Source organism: Pantoea rwandensis (assembly GCF_000759475.1).
GTDB lineage: Bacteria > Pseudomonadota > Gammaproteobacteria > Enterobacterales > Enterobacteriaceae > Pantoea > Pantoea rwandensis_B.
Map to the genome: position 1 here is coordinate 3,932,879 of NZ_CP009454.1, position 15,364 is coordinate 3,948,242.

The 15,364-nt window shown below is 55.6% G+C and carries 16 protein-coding genes; 9 read left to right on the forward strand and 7 right to left on the reverse strand.

All coding sequences use genetic code 11. The features are described from left to right. Positions 1 to 15: 15 nt before the first annotated feature. The 5 genes from pcnB (at position 16) to panD (ending at position 4,080) form a co-directional block, all read left to right on the forward strand. Complete coding sequence (pcnB, locus tag LH22_RS18090) at positions 16 to 1,431, forward strand: polynucleotide adenylyltransferase PcnB (RefSeq protein WP_205625007.1); 1,416 nt, start codon at positions 16 to 18, stop codon at positions 1,429 to 1,431. Beyond that, the gene (folK, locus tag LH22_RS18095) at positions 1,428 to 1,913 is read left to right on the forward strand and encodes a 2-amino-4-hydroxy-6-hydroxymethyldihydropteridine diphosphokinase (RefSeq protein WP_038648988.1); all 486 of its coding nucleotides are present in this window, start codon (positions 1,428 to 1,430) and stop codon (positions 1,911 to 1,913) included. Before pcnB ends, folK begins: the two co-directional genes overlap by 4 nt. 82 nt (positions 1,914 to 1,995) lie before the next feature. Continuing rightward, complete coding sequence (panB, locus tag LH22_RS18100; RefSeq protein ID WP_038648991.1) at positions 1,996 to 2,790, forward strand: 3-methyl-2-oxobutanoate hydroxymethyltransferase; 795 nt, start codon at positions 1,996 to 1,998, stop codon at positions 2,788 to 2,790. Positions 2,791 to 2,805: 15 nt separating this feature from the next. After that, positions 2,806 to 3,660 (forward strand): pantoate--beta-alanine ligase, encoded by an 855-nt coding sequence (gene panC / locus LH22_RS18105; protein WP_038648994.1) that lies wholly within the window; start codon positions 2,806 to 2,808, stop codon positions 3,658 to 3,660. A gap of 39 nt (positions 3,661 to 3,699) precedes the next feature. Next, the gene (panD, locus tag LH22_RS18110; RefSeq protein ID WP_038648996.1) at positions 3,700 to 4,080 is read left to right on the forward strand and encodes an aspartate 1-decarboxylase; all 381 of its coding nucleotides are present in this window, start codon (positions 3,700 to 3,702) and stop codon (positions 4,078 to 4,080) included. A gap of 34 nt (positions 4,081 to 4,114) precedes the next feature. Here panD and LH22_RS18115 read toward each other — a convergent pair whose 3' ends face one another. From LH22_RS18115 to hpt, 3 genes are all read right to left on the reverse strand, one after another. Continuing rightward, positions 4,115 to 4,885: an ABC transporter permease gene (locus LH22_RS18115; protein ID WP_034829563.1), complete on the reverse strand. Its 771-nt coding sequence runs from the start codon at positions 4,883 to 4,885 to the stop codon at positions 4,115 to 4,117. Beyond that, a complete protein-coding gene (locus LH22_RS18120; protein WP_034829565.1) occupies positions 4,882 to 5,805 on the reverse strand; it encodes an ABC transporter ATP-binding protein in 924 nt (307 codons plus the stop codon). The genes LH22_RS18115 and LH22_RS18120 overlap by 4 nt, the downstream gene beginning before the upstream one ends. Before the next feature lie 245 nt (positions 5,806 to 6,050). Then, positions 6,051 to 6,587, reverse strand: coding sequence for a hypoxanthine phosphoribosyltransferase (gene hpt, locus LH22_RS18125; RefSeq protein WP_034829567.1), 537 nt, complete (start codon positions 6,585 to 6,587; stop codon positions 6,051 to 6,053). A gap of 166 nt (positions 6,588 to 6,753) precedes the next feature. Between hpt and LH22_RS18130 the strand changes: the two genes are divergently transcribed. Continuing rightward, positions 6,754 to 8,043 carry a cystathionine gamma-synthase family protein gene (locus LH22_RS18130; protein ID WP_038648998.1) on the forward strand — a complete coding sequence of 430 codons (1,290 nt, stop codon included), beginning with the start codon at positions 6,754 to 6,756 and terminating at the stop codon, positions 8,041 to 8,043. Between the two features lie 184 nt (positions 8,044 to 8,227). On the opposite strand, the gene cueO is transcribed toward LH22_RS18130, so the two are convergent. Next, on the reverse strand, positions 8,228 to 9,850 hold the full coding sequence (gene cueO, locus LH22_RS18135; RefSeq protein ID WP_038649001.1) for a multicopper oxidase CueO: 1,623 nt from the start codon (positions 9,848 to 9,850) through the stop codon (positions 8,228 to 8,230). Between the two features lie 177 nt (positions 9,851 to 10,027). Here cueO and LH22_RS18140 point away from each other — a divergent pair, with 177 nt between their 5' ends. The 3 genes from LH22_RS18140 (at position 10,028) to speD (ending at position 12,162) form a co-directional block, all read left to right on the forward strand. Next, the gene (locus LH22_RS18140; protein ID WP_007888732.1) at positions 10,028 to 10,375 is read left to right on the forward strand and encodes a YacC family pilotin-like protein; all 348 of its coding nucleotides are present in this window, start codon (positions 10,028 to 10,030) and stop codon (positions 10,373 to 10,375) included. A gap of 108 nt (positions 10,376 to 10,483) precedes the next feature. Then, the gene (gene speE / locus LH22_RS18145; protein WP_038649005.1) at positions 10,484 to 11,347 is read left to right on the forward strand and encodes a polyamine aminopropyltransferase; all 864 of its coding nucleotides are present in this window, start codon (positions 10,484 to 10,486) and stop codon (positions 11,345 to 11,347) included. A gap of 5 nt (positions 11,348 to 11,352) precedes the next feature. Beyond that, positions 11,353 to 12,162 (forward strand): adenosylmethionine decarboxylase, encoded by an 810-nt coding sequence (gene speD, locus LH22_RS18150; RefSeq protein WP_038649007.1) that lies wholly within the window; start codon positions 11,353 to 11,355, stop codon positions 12,160 to 12,162. A 112-nt stretch (positions 12,163 to 12,274) separates the two neighbouring features. Here the strand turns inward: speD and LH22_RS18155 are convergent, their stop codons facing one another. From LH22_RS18155 to dtnK, 3 genes are read right to left on the reverse strand one after another with little or no spacing between them, the layout of a single operon-like run. Further along, positions 12,275 to 13,036, reverse strand: coding sequence for a DeoR/GlpR family DNA-binding transcription regulator (locus LH22_RS18155; protein ID WP_038649008.1), 762 nt, complete (start codon positions 13,034 to 13,036; stop codon positions 12,275 to 12,277). A 6-nt stretch (positions 13,037 to 13,042) separates the two neighbouring features. Next, positions 13,043 to 14,023: a D-threonate 4-phosphate dehydrogenase gene (locus tag LH22_RS18160; protein ID WP_034829583.1), complete on the reverse strand. Its 981-nt coding sequence runs from the start codon at positions 14,021 to 14,023 to the stop codon at positions 13,043 to 13,045. Further along, positions 14,016 to 15,287, reverse strand: coding sequence for a D-threonate kinase (gene dtnK / locus LH22_RS18165; RefSeq protein WP_038649011.1), 1,272 nt, complete (start codon positions 15,285 to 15,287; stop codon positions 14,016 to 14,018). Before dtnK ends, LH22_RS18160 begins: the two co-directional genes overlap by 8 nt. Positions 15,288 to 15,364: the final 77 nt, after the last annotated feature.

The window sequence follows — 15,364 nt, forward strand, 5'->3', positions numbered from 1 at the left end:
CTGTCGAGGTGTCCCATTTTTACCCGAGTCGCAAATTTTTGCCGGAGAGTCCTCAAGCGTGACGAGGAAGCGCCTGAAGAGGTGGAAACTGAAAGTCTGATGACCGTCATTCCCCGTGAAAGCCATAACATCTCACGCAAAGATATCAGCGAAAACGCCCTTAAAGTGCTGTATCGCCTGAATAAAGCCGGTTTCGAAGCTTACCTGGTAGGCGGCGGCGTGCGCGATTTGCTGCTGGGTAAGAAGCCAAAAGACTTTGATATCACCACCAACGCCACGCCTGAGCAGATGCGTAAACTATTCCGCAACTGCCGCCTCGTGGGGCGTCGTTTTCGCCTGGCGCACGTGATGTTCGGTCCTGAAGTGATCGAAGTCGCGACCTTCCGTGGTCATCACCAGGAAGAAGCGGAAGACGATCGCAACAATTCCCAGCGCGGTCAGAACGGCATGCTGCTGCGTGATAACATTTTTGGCAGCATCGAAGATGATGCGCAGCGCCGCGATCTCACCATCAACAGTCTGTATTACAGCGTGGCGGATTTCTCCGTACGTGATTACGTGGGTGGGTTGCAGGATCTGGAAGACGGCGTGATCCGACTGATTGGCGATCCGGAAACGCGTTACCGCGAAGATCCGGTACGTATGCTGCGCGTGGTGCGTTTTGCCGCCAAGCTGGAGATGCGCATTGCCGCGGAAACTGCCGAGCCGATTCCGCGCCTGGCAACACTGCTAAATGACATCCCGCCTGCGCGTCTGTTCGAAGAATCCCTCAAACTACTGCAAGCCGGTTACGGATTCCGTACCTATCAGATGATGCGTGAGTACCATCTGTTCCAGCCGCTGTTCCCTACCCTGACGCGTGGCTTCACTGCCGAGAGCGACAGCCTGATGGAGAAAATGCTGGCGCAGGTGCTGAAGAACACCGATAACCGCATTCAGAACGATATGCGCGTCAATCCGGCCTTCCTGTTTGCCGCGATGTTCTGGTATCCGCAGCTGGAATCGGCCCAACGCATTGCGCAGGAAAGCGGACTGACCTATTACGACGCCTTTGCGCTGTCGATGAATGAAACGCTGGATGAAGCCTGCCGTGCGCTGGCAATTCCTAAGCGTATCACTACCCTGATTCGCGATATCTGGCAGCTGCAGCTGCGCATGTCGCGTCGTCATGGCAAACGCGCCTGGAAGCTGATGGAGCATCCTAAATTCCGTGCCGCTTATGATCTGCTGGCGCTGCGAGCCGATGTGGAAAACAACCGCGAACTGCAAAGCCTGACCCATTGGTGGGGCGAGTTCCAGGCGGCGGCTCCGGTCGAGCAGAAAACCATGATGAACACGCTGGGCGATGATCCGGTGGCACCGCGTCGCAAACCGCGTCGCCCGCGCCGTCGTCCAACCGGCCCACGCCGCGATACCAATAGCGCATCATGATTCGCGTTTACCTCGCATTAGGCAGTAATCTGGCCGATCCGCTGCATCAGGTTGATGCAGCGCTGGCCGCGCTTGATGCGATACCGCACACCTCGCGCGTTGCAACGTCTTCACTGTACCGCACACCACCGTACGGCCCGCCAGATCAGCCTGATTACCTGAATGCGGTGGTCGCGCTGGACACCACGCTGGAAGCTGAAGCCTTGCTCGATCATACGCAACGTATCGAGCTGGAGCATGGGCGCGTGCGCAAAGCGGAGCGCTGGGGACCGCGCACCCTCGATATCGACATCATGCTGTTTGGTCAGCAGACGATTCACACTCCACGCCTCACCGTGCCGCACTACGACATGCACAACCGCGCGTTTATGCTGGTACCGCTGCTGGAAATCGCGCCAGGCCTGCGCTTGCCCAACGGTCAGCCACTGACCGGCATCCTCGCCACGCTGGATCGCAGCACCATCCGCTTGTGGTCTGAGTAGGCAGCAATAATCGCACTACGGTCGTATCGCCTTTTCAATCAATCCAGTACACTGCGCGCATCAGAAAACTCTGGAGTGTGCGATGAAACCGACAACCATCACCCATCTACGCCAGCTCAAAGCCAGTGGCCGCAAATTTGCTACCCTGACGGCCTACGATTTTAGCTTTGCCCGCCTGTTTGCCGATGAAGGCATTCAGGTGATGCTGATTGGCGACTCCCTTGGCATGACCGTGCAAGGCCATGAAACCACATTACCTGTCACCGTGGCGGATATCGCTTATCACACCGCTGCCGTGCGCCGTGGCGCGCCGAATGCGCTGGTGATGGCCGACCTGCCGTTTATGAGTTACGCCACACCGCAGCAAACCTTTGATAACGCCGCTCAACTGATGCGTGCCGGTGCCAACATGGTGAAGCTGGAAGGCGGTGAATGGCTGGCAGACACCGTGCGTATGCTCACCGAGCGCGCCGTGCCGGTCTGTGGTCATCTGGGCCTGACGCCGCAGTCAGTGAACATCTTTGGCGGCTACAAGGTGCAGGGCCGTGATGAAGCGGGCGCTGAGCGTTTGCTGGCCGATGCACTGGCGCTGGAAGCCGCTGGAGCACAATTGATGGTGCTGGAGTGTGTGCCGGTGGCGCTGGCAGATCGCATCACCAAAGCGTTGAGCATTCCGGTCATCGGTATTGGTGCGGGTAACGTCACCGATGGACAGATTCTGGTGATGCACGATGCCTTTGGTATTACCGGCGGTCATATTCCAAAATTTGCCAAAAATTTCCTCGCGGAAACCGGCGACATTCGCGCGGCAATTCGCCAGTATATTGCCGACGTTGAGGCGGGCATCTACCCTGCCGCCGAACACAGTTTCCAGTAAATCAGGAGATTTGCAGTGCTGATTATTGAATCGCTGCCGATGCTGCGCCGAGAAATTCGTCGCTGGCGGCAGGAAGGCAAACGTATCGCGCTGGTGCCCACCATGGGTAACCTGCATGACGGCCACCTGACGTTGGTGGATGAAGCGCGCGAGCGAGCCGATATCGTGGTGGTCTCGATTTTCGTCAACCCGATGCAGTTTGAACGCGCCGATGACCTGGCGCGCTATCCTCGCACCTTACAGGATGATTGCGAAAAGCTTAATCGCCACAGCGTCGATTTGGTATTTGCCCCTGCGCCAGCGGATGTTTATCCCAAAGGGCTGGATAGCCAAACCTTCGTTGAAGTCCCCGGGTTATCATCACTGCTGGAAGGTGCCAGCCGCCCTGGTCACTTCCGCGGTGTTTCCACCATCGTGAGTAAACTGTTCAATCTGGTGCAGCCCGATATCGCCTGTTTTGGCGAGAAGGATTTCCAGCAGCTAGCCATTATTCGCAAGATGGTGGCTGATATGGGCTTCGATATCGAGATTGTTGGTGTACCGACCGTGCGCGCGCAAGATGGTTTGGCATTGAGTTCACGTAACGGCTACCTCACCAGCGAAGAGCGCGCGATCGCCGCCGGTCTGAGCCAGGTGATGAACAGCATGGCCGAGCGTCTGAATAACGGCGAGCGCCATGTCGAAGAGATTATCGAAACGGCCGAGGCCGCATTGCGTGAGAAAGGTTTCCGCCCTGATGGCCTGGCCATTTGCGATGCCGACAATCTGCAGCCGCTGACGGTAGATAGCCAGCGCGCCGTCATTCTGATGGCCGCCTGGCTGGGCAATGCGCGCCTGATCGATAATCAGCAAGTGGATCTGACGGAGTAATCTCCGTCGTTTAATCGCAGCTTAACAAGGTTATTCGTTATGATTCGTACCGTGTTACAGGGCAAACTGCACCGCGTGAAAGTCACTCAGGCAGATTTGCACTACGAAGGCTCCTGCGCCATCGACCAGGATTTTCTTGATGCGTCCGGCATTCTGCAATACGAAGCCATCGACATTTATAACGTCACCAACGGTCAGCGCTTCTCGACCTACGCGATTGCCGCTGAGCGTGGATCGAAGATCATCTCCGTCAACGGTGCCGCCGCCCGTTGTGCCTGTGAAGGTGACATCATGATCATCTGCTCGTATGTGCAGGTGGAAGATGAAGTCGCCCGTAGCTGGCAGCCCAAAGTCGCTTATTTCGAAGGGGACAACGACATGAAACGCATCGCCAAAGCGTTGCCGGTTCAGGTGGCTTGATACAACGGGGGCCATTAGGCCGCCCCCGTAAAACTTAAGTACGCAATCCGCGACCGCGCTGAATCAACGCATACACCAGTACGTAAAACACCACGATAAAGGCAATCAGCACTGACAGGGTAAACACCAGCGGCACATCATTGATGCCGAGGAAACCGTAGCGGAATCCACTGATCATATATACCACCGGGTTCAGTTTCGACACCGCCTGCCAGAACGGCGGCAGCAGCGTCAGCGAATAGAACACGCCTCCGAGATAGGTTAACGGCGTCAGCACGAAGGTGGGGATCAAGCTGATATCGTCAAAGGTACGCGCAAACACCGCATTCAGCAGGCCAGCCAGCGAGAACAGAATCGCAGTCAGCAACAGCGTCAGGGCCACCATTGACCAGGAATGCACGTGGAACGGCACAAAGAACAGTGAAATTGCTGTCACCAGAATGCCGACGCACACACCACGCGCCACACCACCACCGACATAACCAGCGATAATGATGTGCGTGGGCACCGGCGCCACCAGCAGCTCTTCAATATTACGCTGGAATTTAGCGCTGAAGAACGAAGAGGCCACGTTGGCGTAAGCGTTAGTGATCACCGCCATCATGATCAGGCCCGGCACGATGAACTGCATATAGCTGAAGCCATGCATATCGCCGATGCGTGAACCAATCAGATTACCGAAGATGATGAAATAGAGCGTCATGGTGATCACCGGTGGCACCAGCGTCTGAATCCAGATGCGGGCAAAACGGTTGATCTCCTTGGCCCAGATACTCTTAAGCGCCACCCAGTATAAATGTGTCATGCTTTCACTCCTTTACCCTGGGTCAGGCTGACGAACAGCTCTTCAAGGCGGTTCGCTTTGTTACGCATACTCAGCACCTGCACGCCCTGCGCACTCAGCTGGCTGAACACGCTGTTGAGCCCCTGCTCACGCATCACTTCCACTTCCAGCGTAGAGGTATCCACCAGACGATACTGGAAGCCTTCCAGCTGCGGCAGCGGGCTGCGCGGCGCCAGATCGAGGATGAAGGTTTCCGATTGCAGCTTCGACAGCAGGCCTTTCATCGAGGTGTTTTCCACCAGCTCACCGCTCTGAATAATGCCGATATTGCGGCACAGCATTTCTGCCTCTTCCAGGTAGTGCGTGGTGAGAATAATGGTGGTGCCTTTGATGTTGAGATCTTTCAGGAAGGTCCACATTGAACGACGCAGTTCGATATCGACGCCTGCGGTCGGTTCATCCAGAATCAGCAGTTTTGGCTCGTGCATCAGCGCACGGGCGATCATCAAACGGCGTTTCATCCCGCCCGACAGCATGCGTGCACGCTCGTTGCGTTTGCCCCATAGGTCGAGCTGGTTAAGGTATTTTTCCGCGCGCTTGTTGGCTTCAGCTCGCTCCACGCCGTAATAACCTGCCTGATTGACCACAATCTGCATCACGGTTTCAAACGGGTTAAAGTTGAACTCTTGCGGAACCAGACCCAGCTGGCGTTTCGCATTGACCACGTCTTTTTCCAGGTCATAGCCAAACACCCGCACGCTGCCGCCGGATTTATTCACCAGCGAACTGATGATGCCGATAGTGGTCGATTTACCCGCGCCGTTTGGCCCGAGCAGTGCGTAAAAATCGCCTGCCTCAACGTTGAGATCAAGCTTCTTCAGCGCCTGAACGCCGCCGGGATAGGTTTTGGTGAGCCCGGAAAGTTCCAGTGCATAAGTCATTGCGAATCCATACCCTGTTGTAGTGACATCAAAGCCCTATGAAATGATAGTGCGCTCACGCCGAGCATGCGGGGTTATTCAGAGATAACGAGTGAAAAATCAAAGATGAAGCGCTGAGCGATAACCCGCGACACTTTACCACTCTGCATGCGGCAGGGGAACGCAAGCGCAGCCCGTTAGTCAATGACTCGCGGGCTGCGCATCTTATCGCAGGCTGGCGGGATTAGCCTTGGAAGATTGTGCGGTTATTCACCGGTCGGGATAACTTTGCCAATATACGGCAGATGACGATAGCGCTGCGCGTAGTCGATACCAAAGCCGACCACGAACTCATCGGGAATGGTGAAGCCAACGTATTCCACGGTGACGTCCACTTCACGGCGCTCTGGCTTATCCAGCAAGGTGCAGATGGCCAGTGATTTTGGCTCGCGCAGGCGCAGGATCTCGCGCACTTTGCTCAGCGTATTGCCGGAATCGATGATGTCTTCCACGATCAGCACGTCTTTGCCGCGAATGTCCTCATCCAGATCTTTCAGGATTTTCACGTCGCGGGTCGATGACATACCGCTGCCATAGCTGGAGGCGGTCATAAAGTCGACTTCATGCGGGACATCGATGGCACGGCAGAGATCGGCCATAAACATAAAGGAGCCACGCAGCAGACCCACCAACACCATTTCGCTGCCGCTGCTGCGGTAGTGTTCGCTAATCTGCTTGCCCAGTTCGGCAATACGGGTTGCAATCTCCTGCTCAGAGATCATCACGTCGACGGTGTGTTTCATTGCATTCGCCTGGTTAAGGTTTTCAGAAAGCCACGAAGTCTATCATAGTCGAACCAACCTCTAACGCCGCGCACAGAACGCAAACGATACCGTGGCAAAATTTATTGCGCTGACCTTAACTACAGAAAACCCACCCGCACTCTTACCGGTATTCTCTGGAGACCCTATGGCCGCTTCATCCAGTAAAAAAACAAAGATTGGCACCCACGATCTGCATCCGGAAACGCAGATGCTTAATTACGGTTACGATCCGCGGCTATCGGAGGGCGCAGTCAAACCTCCTGTATTCCTGACTTCGACTTTTGTGTTCAACAGCGCCGAAGAGGGACAGGACTTTTTTGATTTCGTCGCCGGACGCAAGCAGCCGCCGGAGGGCAAGAGCGGTGGGCTGGTTTACTCACGCTTTAATCATCCCAACAGCGAGATTGTGGAAGATCGGTTGGCCATCTATGAACAGGCAGAAAGTGCCGCGCTGTTCTCCTCCGGAATGTCGGCCATTGCGACCACGCTGCTGGCGTTTGCGCGGCCAGGTGAAGTGATTTTGCATTCACAACCACTGTACGGCGGCACTGAAACGTTGCTAAGCAAAACGCTGCACGATTTAGAGATTAAAGCCGTGGGCTTCAGCGATGGCACCGATGAAGACAAAGTGTATGAAGCAGCCAAACTGGCGTGGCAGCGCGGTCGTGTAGCCCTGATTCTGATTGAGACGCCGGCCAACCCGACCAACAGCCTGGTGGATATTCAGCTGATGAAGCAGGTGGCAGATGTGATCACCCAGCAGCAAGGCTCGCGCCCGATTCTCGCCTGCGATAACACCTTGCTCGGCCCGCTGTTTCAACGCCCTTTGCAGCACGGTGCAGACTTGTCGCTCTACTCGCTCACCAAATATGTCGGCGGCCATTCGGATCTGATTGCCGGTGCGGTGCTGGGCAGCAAAGCGCTGGTGAGCAAGGTGCGATCGCTGCGCAGTGCCATCGGCACCCAGCTTGATCCGCACTCCAGTTGGATGATTGGACGATCGCTGGAAACGCTGTCGTTGAGGATGGAGAAAGCCGCCAGCAATGCAGATAAAGTCGCCGCGTTTTTACGCGATAACCCGCAGGTGGAAAAACTGCACTGGCTGCCCTATCTCGATGCGGATAGCTCCGCGGGAGAAACCTTCCAGCGACAATGCAGCGGCGCAGGTTCCACGTTCTCTTTTGATATCAAAGGTGGTCAGCCGGCAGCGTTTCGTTTTCTCAATGCCCTTGGGTTGTTTAAATTGGCCGTGAGCCTGGGCGGTACCGAATCACTCGCCAGCCATCCGGGCAGCACCACCCATTCCGGCGTGCCGCAGGAGGTACGCCAGCGTATTGGCATTACCGATGCCACGGTACGTTTATCGATTGGTATCGAACATGCTGATGATTTGATTGAGGATATCCGGCTGGCACTGGAAGCGGCTCAGGCCTAATTACTTGCCCGGCACGCGCACTGAGTGAATGGCGGCGTGACCACGCATCGGACAGCAGGATAAGGCTGCCCGATGTCCACGCTTGCACCCTGATGCTGAGCATTAAAATACGCCGCTTATGCCCTTGTGTTGCTCAATACCCTGCAGCGAAGCTGTTTTCGCTTCGCTGCTGTACGGCAATCACTTAGCCGACGGTAAAGCCCAGCATCATGCCGGTGTCTTCATGCTCCAGCAGATGACAATGCGCCATATAGGCGTTCTCCGCATTGGCAACGTAGTTAAAACGCACCAGCACTTCACTGCGCCAGCCGTTCACGCTCACCATATCTTTCCAGCCAGCACGATGCGGCGCTGGTGGCTTGCCGTTTTCTGACAGGATGCGGAACTGGGTGCCATGAATGTGGAACGGATGCAGCATGGCGTCGCCCTCACCAGAAATGGTCCATTTTTCCAGCTTACCCAGTTCGGCATTGAACATTGGCTTGGTCATATTAAACGCCTGGCCGTTGATTTTATTGCCGTTATGGAAATCATAAGCCGCCGTTTTTCCGTGATCCATCGGCATGCTGCCATGGTCCATCGTCATGGCGCCGCCGCTCATTTTCATGCTGCCATGATCCATCTGCATCGCCCCGCCCTTCGAGTCCATGCTGCCGTGATCCATTTTCATCCCGGCCATGGCTTGATGACCGTAACGATCCATCAGCGCCTGCATGCCTTGTTGATCCAGCTGCGGATCCATCATCAGTTGTAGCCAGCGACTTTGCACGCCTTCCACTGATGGCAGCGGCGGCAGATCCACCAGCTTATCCGGCATAGAACCACTCGCCATCACGCGCAGTGGCAGAATTTGCACCAGCGGCAAGGGTTGATCAAAGGGGGCCAGCGTCATGCCCATCTGCGTGACTGGCAGCGTCACCATGTCGAAGGTTTTGCCGTCTGAGGTATCAATCATCACTTCGAAACGCTCGCCAGGCAGCAGCGGCAGGCTATCCACTTTTACCGGCTCGGCCAGCAAACCGCCATCGCTGGCAATCACGTACATCGGGCGCTTATCACTGGTGGCGATATCCAGCGAGCGGGCATTGCAGCCGTTCAACAGACGCAGTCGCAGCCAACCGCGTGGCACCGCTTGCTGCGGATACTGCACGCCGTTGGTTAACATCATGTCACCAAACCAGCCCACCGCCGCGCGCATGATGTCGAGTTGGTAATCGATTTTTGTGCCGTCCTGGGTCAGCTGTTTATCCTGGAAGATCAGCGGCACGTCATCTTCGCCCCACTGCATCGGCAGACGCAATTTGCCGGAATCCTCGTCCTCTAACAGCACCAATCCCGCCAGCCCCTGCGCCACCTGATAGCCGGTTTTGCCATGCTGATGCGGATGGAACCAACAGGTGGCAGCCGGTTGATCGGGCGTAAAGGTCACCTGACGTGAAGCACCGGGCGCAATCAGTGCTTGCGGCCCACCATCGACATCGCCAGGAATTTCCAGACCGTGCCAGTGCAGTGTCGTTGCTTCCGCCAGCCGATTATGAATATTCACCGTAACGGCTTTCTCGCGCGGCAACCGCAGTGCCGGGCCGAGCAGACTGCCGTTATAGCCCCACGTCGGGACGGATTTGCCGTTCCATTGGCTGGTGCCACTCATCGCGGTAAGCGTGTACGCTCCGCGTGCATCGGGCTGCAAAATAGAGGGGATCGGTAACAGCGGGCGCGTAGCCGCCATTAATGAACGGCTCCACAACGGCAGCGCACCTGCCGCGCTGAGTGCGGCGGTCAACTTTAGAAAATGACGACGTTGCATATTCTTATCCTTGTCGTGAATAAGGGCACAGCGTAAACCTTTACCCTGCGGGAGGGTCAAGCCCCTTAACAGAATGCGCTGATAAAAACTGTGGGAATGCCCCATTTGGGCAAATTTAGCGGAATCCCTGCAATAACTGTGCTAACGTCAATTCATTGCCCCTTGTTGAGAATGATTATGACGAAAAGCATCAAGATCCTGCTGCTGGCGGGACTCCTTGGCTTCTCCTCCACCAGTTTTGCCCTGAGCGAATCCGAAGCAGAAGATCTGGCCGATCTGACCGCGGTGTTTGTTTACCTGAAGAACGATTGTGGCTATCAGGATCTGCCCGATGCGCAAATTCGCAAAGCGCTGGTGTTTTTTGCCCAGCAGAACCGCTGGGATCTGAGTAATTACAGCAACTACAACATGAAGTCGCTCGGCGAAGAGAGTTACAAAGATTTGAGCGGTATCGCCATTACCAATGACAAGAAGTGTAAGTCGCTGGCGCGTGACTCGCTGAGTCTGCTCGCTTACGTCAAATAGCCCGCCATCCCGCTCTGCTGCTGAAGATTTGACCGTGCAACCACGGTCATATTTCGCTATGCTTTTTCCCCTAATTTCATGGCGATGACATTCGAGGAGAGCCCCATCATGGCCCAGAATGAAATGTGGTATGAGACGCTTCATGCCGGATTTGGACAGTATTTCACGGTAGATAAACTGCTCTATCGCGACAAAACGGCGCATCAGGATCTGGTGATCTTTGAAAATGCCGCTTTTGGTCGTGTCATGGCGCTGGACGGTGTGGTGCAAACCACCGAGCGCGATGAGTTCATCTACCACGAAATGATGACCCACGTGCCAATCCTGGCGCACGGCAAGGCGAAACGCGTGCTGATCATTGGCGGTGGCGATGGCGCCATGCTGCGCGAGGTCTCACGTCACCAAACGATTGAACAGATCACCATGGTTGAGATCGATGCCGGCGTGGTGAGTTTTTGCAAGACGTATCTGCCCAATCACAGCGCCGGTGCCTATGACGATCCGCGTCTGAACCTGGTGATTGATGATGGTGTGAATTACGTCACCCAGACGCAAGATAAGTTCGACGTCATTATTTCCGATTGCACCGATCCCATCGGTCCCGGCGAAAGTCTGTTTACCTCCGAATTCTATGCGGGCTGTAAACAGGCGCTAAATCCCGGCGGAATCTTTGTGGCACAGAACGGCGTCTGTTTCCTGCAGCAGGAAGAAGCGATCAACAGCCATCGCAAACTCAGCCACTACTTCTCTGACGTCAGCTTTTATCAGGCGGCGGTCCCCACCTATTACGGCGGTATCATGACGTTTGCCTGGGCAAGCGACAACGAGACACTACGCCAGTGGGATGCAGCCACCCTGCAATCACGCTTTGACGACGCTGGCCTGCGCTGCCGCTACTACAATCCCGCGATTCATGTCGGTAGCTTTGCCTTACCGCAATATCTGCTGAATGCCTTGTCGTGTGAGGAGTGACGAAATTGCAAAAGCTGAAACTACACGGCTTCAATAATCTGACGAAGAGCCTGAGTTTTTGTATTTACGATATTTGCTACGCTAACAGCGAAGCCGAACGTGATGGCTACATCGCCTATATTGATGAGCAATATAATGCGAATCGCCTCACCGAAATCCTGACTGAAACCTGCTCTATCATTGGTGCCAACGTGCTGAACATCGCGCGTCAGGATTATGAACCGCAGGGTGCCAGCGTCACGATTCTGGTCAGCGAAGAGCCGATCAACCCGCAGGATATCGACAAATCTGAGCATCCGGGTCCGCTCCCCAATTCGGTGGTGGCGCATCTGGATAAGAGCCATATTTGCGTGCACACCTATCCAGAAAGCCATCCTGAGGGGGGATTGTGCACCTTCCGCGCCGATATCGAAGTCTCCACCTGTGGCGTGATTTCGCCGCTTAAGGCACTGAATTATCTGATTCACCAACTGGAATCTGACATCGTTACCATTGATTATCGTGTGCGTGGTTTTACCCGCGATGTGAATGGCCTAAAGCACTTTATCGATCACGAGATCAATTCGATTCAGAACTTTATGTCCGAGGATATGAAGTCGATGTACGACATGGTGGATGTGAACGTCTATCAGGAAAATATCTTTCACACCAAGATGTTACTGAAGGAGTTTGACCTGAAATATTACCTGTTCAATACCAGGCCTGAAGAGCTCAGCCCGCAGGAGCACAAGCGCATCACCAATCTGCTGTGGAAAGAGATGCGTGAAATCTACTACGGCCGCAATATTCCGGCGACGGGATTGAAGCTATCGTAGTGGGCGGCGATTAACGCCCGATGCACAGCCTGCGCAAGCAAATGTCGTTGCAGGGCTAGCACTGGGTTATATCTCTTGCTGAAGGGTCGCCATTGATGGCGACCTTGTTGCATCAGGCTGTCAGCTGCAAACCAATGCCACGCTCACGCAAAGCGCGACAAACTGCGTCGTCGAGACGCGCATCCGTCACCACATCGGTCAAACTATCAATCGGTGCGGCGCAGTATAGCGACCAGGAACCGTACTTACTGCTGTCAGCCAGCAGGATGCGGCGGCGTGCATTCGCCAGCAGATCCATCTTCAGACCGGCTTTATCTTCCGTCGGCGTGGTAATACCGCGTTCGATACTCCACGAGTTACAGCTGACAAAGGCGATATCCGGATTGATGCCGCGCAGCAGGCGTCGGCCATGCTCACCAATACAAGACTGGCTGGAGTCATCAATACGGCCACCAATAATAGTGGTTTCAATCTGCTTGAATTCAGACAGGAACAGCGCGATATGCAGGTCTGCGGTGATGACTCGCAGTTGCAGATGCGTGAGCTGGCGCGCCAGTTCCAGCATGGTGGTGCCAGCATCCAGCACGACGGAGTCACCCGACTGCACATAGCTGGCGGCAAACTGCGCGATGGCCTGCTTCTCTGCCAGATTACGCTGCATTTTTTCCAGCGTGGTCGGCTGCGCAGGAATAAAACGATTGAGCGTCACTCCGCCATGGCTGCGGCTAATGACGCCTTCCTTGTCGAGCTTGATCAGATCGCGGCGGATCGTCGCCGGTGAAGCCGAGATCGCACTCACCAGCTGTTCTACAGTGACCAGATTATGACTTTTCAGATAGTCCATAATCTGGTCGAGACGGCTTTGTCCCTTCATATTTCCCTATGCTAGCTGCATCGCGAGTTTAATGGAGATCGCCATGCTCGCAGAGTTCGCTTTACCTGTCCAGGCGATATCAAACGCCGTACCGTGGTCCGCGGAAGTACGGATAAACGGCAGGCCAGCGGTGATATTGACGCCATCATAAAAGCCTAATAATTTCAGAGGGATGTGCCCCTGGTCGTGATACATCGCCACCACCATATCGTACTGACCTTGCTGACACTGTAGGAACACCGTATCCGGCGGGCACGGGCCATAAACATCGATACCCTGCTCTTTCATCACTTTGATCGCCGGTGCCACGGTGGTGATCTCTTCGTCACCAAACAGGCCATTTTCGCCCGCATGCGGATTCACCCCGGCTACGGCAATGCGCGGCTTGTCGAAACCGACGCGGCGAAGGAAAGTATCCGCCATGCCGATCACCGTCTGGATACGATCGCCATTCAGGGTGTCGAGAAACTTACGCAGCGCGATATGCGTCGTGACGTGGATCACCTTCAGATGATCGGTGTACAGCACCATGGCGTAGTTTTTGGTGTTGGTCAGTTGCGCCAGCAGTTCGGTGTGTCCCGGATAAATGTGCCCTGCTGAGTGCAGTGCTTCTTTATTGAGTGGAGCTGTCGCGATCGCGTGCACTTCACCGGCCAGTGCCAGTTCGGTGGCGCGTTTCACACAGCGCCAGGCCAAATCACCGGCTTCTTTCTGCACCACGCCTGGTTTTAACGCTTCAGGATTGGCCAGCGGTTCATCGATAACGTTGATGATGCCCGGTGCGAAATGCGCGTCTTTGACATTATCCAGCACGCGTAATTCTGCCTGCGGCGTAATGTTCAATCCCATCACCCGACGCAGCGTGCTGGCACAGCCGACCACCACTGCCGGGATCCCCGCCAGGTCGCCTTCCGCTAACGCTTTAATGATAATCTCCGGGCTGATGCCCGCCGGATCGCCCATGGTCACCGCAATAATTTTATTCACTCGACTTCTCCTCAATGAAACGGATGGCTTCTACCAGGGTGTTTTCGTCACCAAAGCCACCCGCTTTGGTCATCACCGGCAGGTGTAATTCGCTATTTAGCAGAACCCCGTGCGGCACACAGCCCGCCACCAGGCCCTTAATCTGAAAACCACTGGCGCCGAGCGCCTGTGCGACGGCAATCGCCACGTCGCCGCCCGAAAGATACAACCCGGCAGGCAAGGCCTGGCGGCAAACGTTCTGGGTCAATTGGGCGAGGAAGTGGCAGATGCGTTCTCCCAGCTCCTGACGTGACACCTGATGTTGCTGACACAGCTGTTCAATCTCATGGCGTTGCTCTGCATGCTGTGTGGTGCGCACCACGCAGTGTGTGCCGTCGCGTAGGGCCTGTTGCATCGCCTGCTGCCACTCGACAGCCTGCGGCCACGCGGGCTGAGCAAACAGCTGACGGATATCAATATCGATAATGCGAATGTCACGTTGGGTCGCAAGGTGGGCGATTTGCTGCTGTGCGATGGCGCTCATGGAACCCACCACTGCCAGCACCGGCCTGGCCGGACGCGCCGCCAGATATTCGCCCAGGGCATCACCCAATCCGGAAGCGCCGGCCAGCAGAGGCCGTGTGGATAAACTCGCCGCCGCCGCCACGATCAGCGCAATGTCAGCATCCTGTTCGGCATCCAGCACCACCAGGCCCTGCTTACTGGCGAGCACTTGTGCCAGCTTGCCACTGCGCACCGTCGCCAAATCCAGGGTTTCACCGGCCAGATCACTCTGCATATGCAGGCGGGTTAACACATGGCTACTGGTCACCGGGGTTTTCGGGTCGCTGGCAAATTCGGTGTCCGTCAGACGCTGCAGATTGATCCATACTTCACCTTCACGCGTGGTGCGGCCCAGTTTCGGCACTGCGGGCACCACCAGCGCTAAGGTTTTTCCGCTGGCGTGTAACGCCGCTTCTATCTCTGCGCCCGGATTGCCACGTAGCGTGGAATCAATCTTTTTGAACAGCCAGCCATCCTGGGCAATCGCCTGATGCTGCTGCAATGCTAGCGTTGTACGATGCGCGGCTTCTGACGCGCTGACTGCACGGCTGTCGGTGCTGATGACCAGCACATCGGCGCTGTTAGCATCGTGTGGCGTGCGGCTATCAAACAACACATGCACCTTTGCACCCGCACGTGCCAACCCGCTGCCAGCGTCATTGGCACCGGTAAAATCATCCGCAATCACTAAGACGGGTGTTTTCCATGGCTGTGAAGTCATTCTCTTTCCTCTGCCGGCAGCTCGCCGTGTTGAGATTGATTATATTCAATCACGATTGATTATATGTGAGCAAGATC

What these genes read in the sequence shown, in the direction of transcription:
- folK (WP_038648988.1), top strand. Translation starts at nt 1,428, where the DNA reads ATGATTCGCGTTTACCTCGCATTAGGCAGTAATCTGGCCGATCCGCTG.
- panB (WP_038648991.1), top strand. Translation starts at nt 1,996, where the DNA reads ATGAAACCGACAACCATCACCCATCTACGCCAGCTCAAAGCCAGTGGC.
- panD (WP_038648996.1), top strand. Translation starts at nt 3,700, where the DNA reads ATGATTCGTACCGTGTTACAGGGCAAACTGCACCGCGTGAAAGTCACT.
- LH22_RS18115 (WP_034829563.1), bottom strand. Translation starts at nt 4,885, where the DNA reads ATGACACATTTATACTGGGTGGCGCTTAAGAGTATCTGGGCCAAGGAG.
- LH22_RS18120 (WP_034829565.1), bottom strand. Translation starts at nt 5,805, where the DNA reads ATGACTTATGCACTGGAACTTTCCGGGCTCACCAAAACCTATCCCGGC.
- hpt (WP_034829567.1), bottom strand. Translation starts at nt 6,587, where the DNA reads ATGAAACACACCGTCGACGTGATGATCTCTGAGCAGGAGATTGCAACC.
- LH22_RS18130 (WP_038648998.1), top strand. Translation starts at nt 6,754, where the DNA reads ATGGCCGCTTCATCCAGTAAAAAAACAAAGATTGGCACCCACGATCTG.
- cueO (WP_038649001.1), bottom strand. Translation starts at nt 9,850, where the DNA reads ATGCAACGTCGTCATTTTCTAAAGTTGACCGCCGCACTCAGCGCGGCA.
- LH22_RS18140 (WP_007888732.1), top strand. Translation starts at nt 10,028, where the DNA reads ATGACGAAAAGCATCAAGATCCTGCTGCTGGCGGGACTCCTTGGCTTC.
- speE (WP_038649005.1), top strand. Translation starts at nt 10,484, where the DNA reads ATGGCCCAGAATGAAATGTGGTATGAGACGCTTCATGCCGGATTTGGA.
- LH22_RS18155 (WP_038649008.1), bottom strand. Translation starts at nt 13,036, where the DNA reads ATGAAGGGACAAAGCCGTCTCGACCAGATTATGGACTATCTGAAAAGT.
- dtnK (WP_038649011.1), bottom strand. Translation starts at nt 15,287, where the DNA reads ATGACTTCACAGCCATGGAAAACACCCGTCTTAGTGATTGCGGATGAT.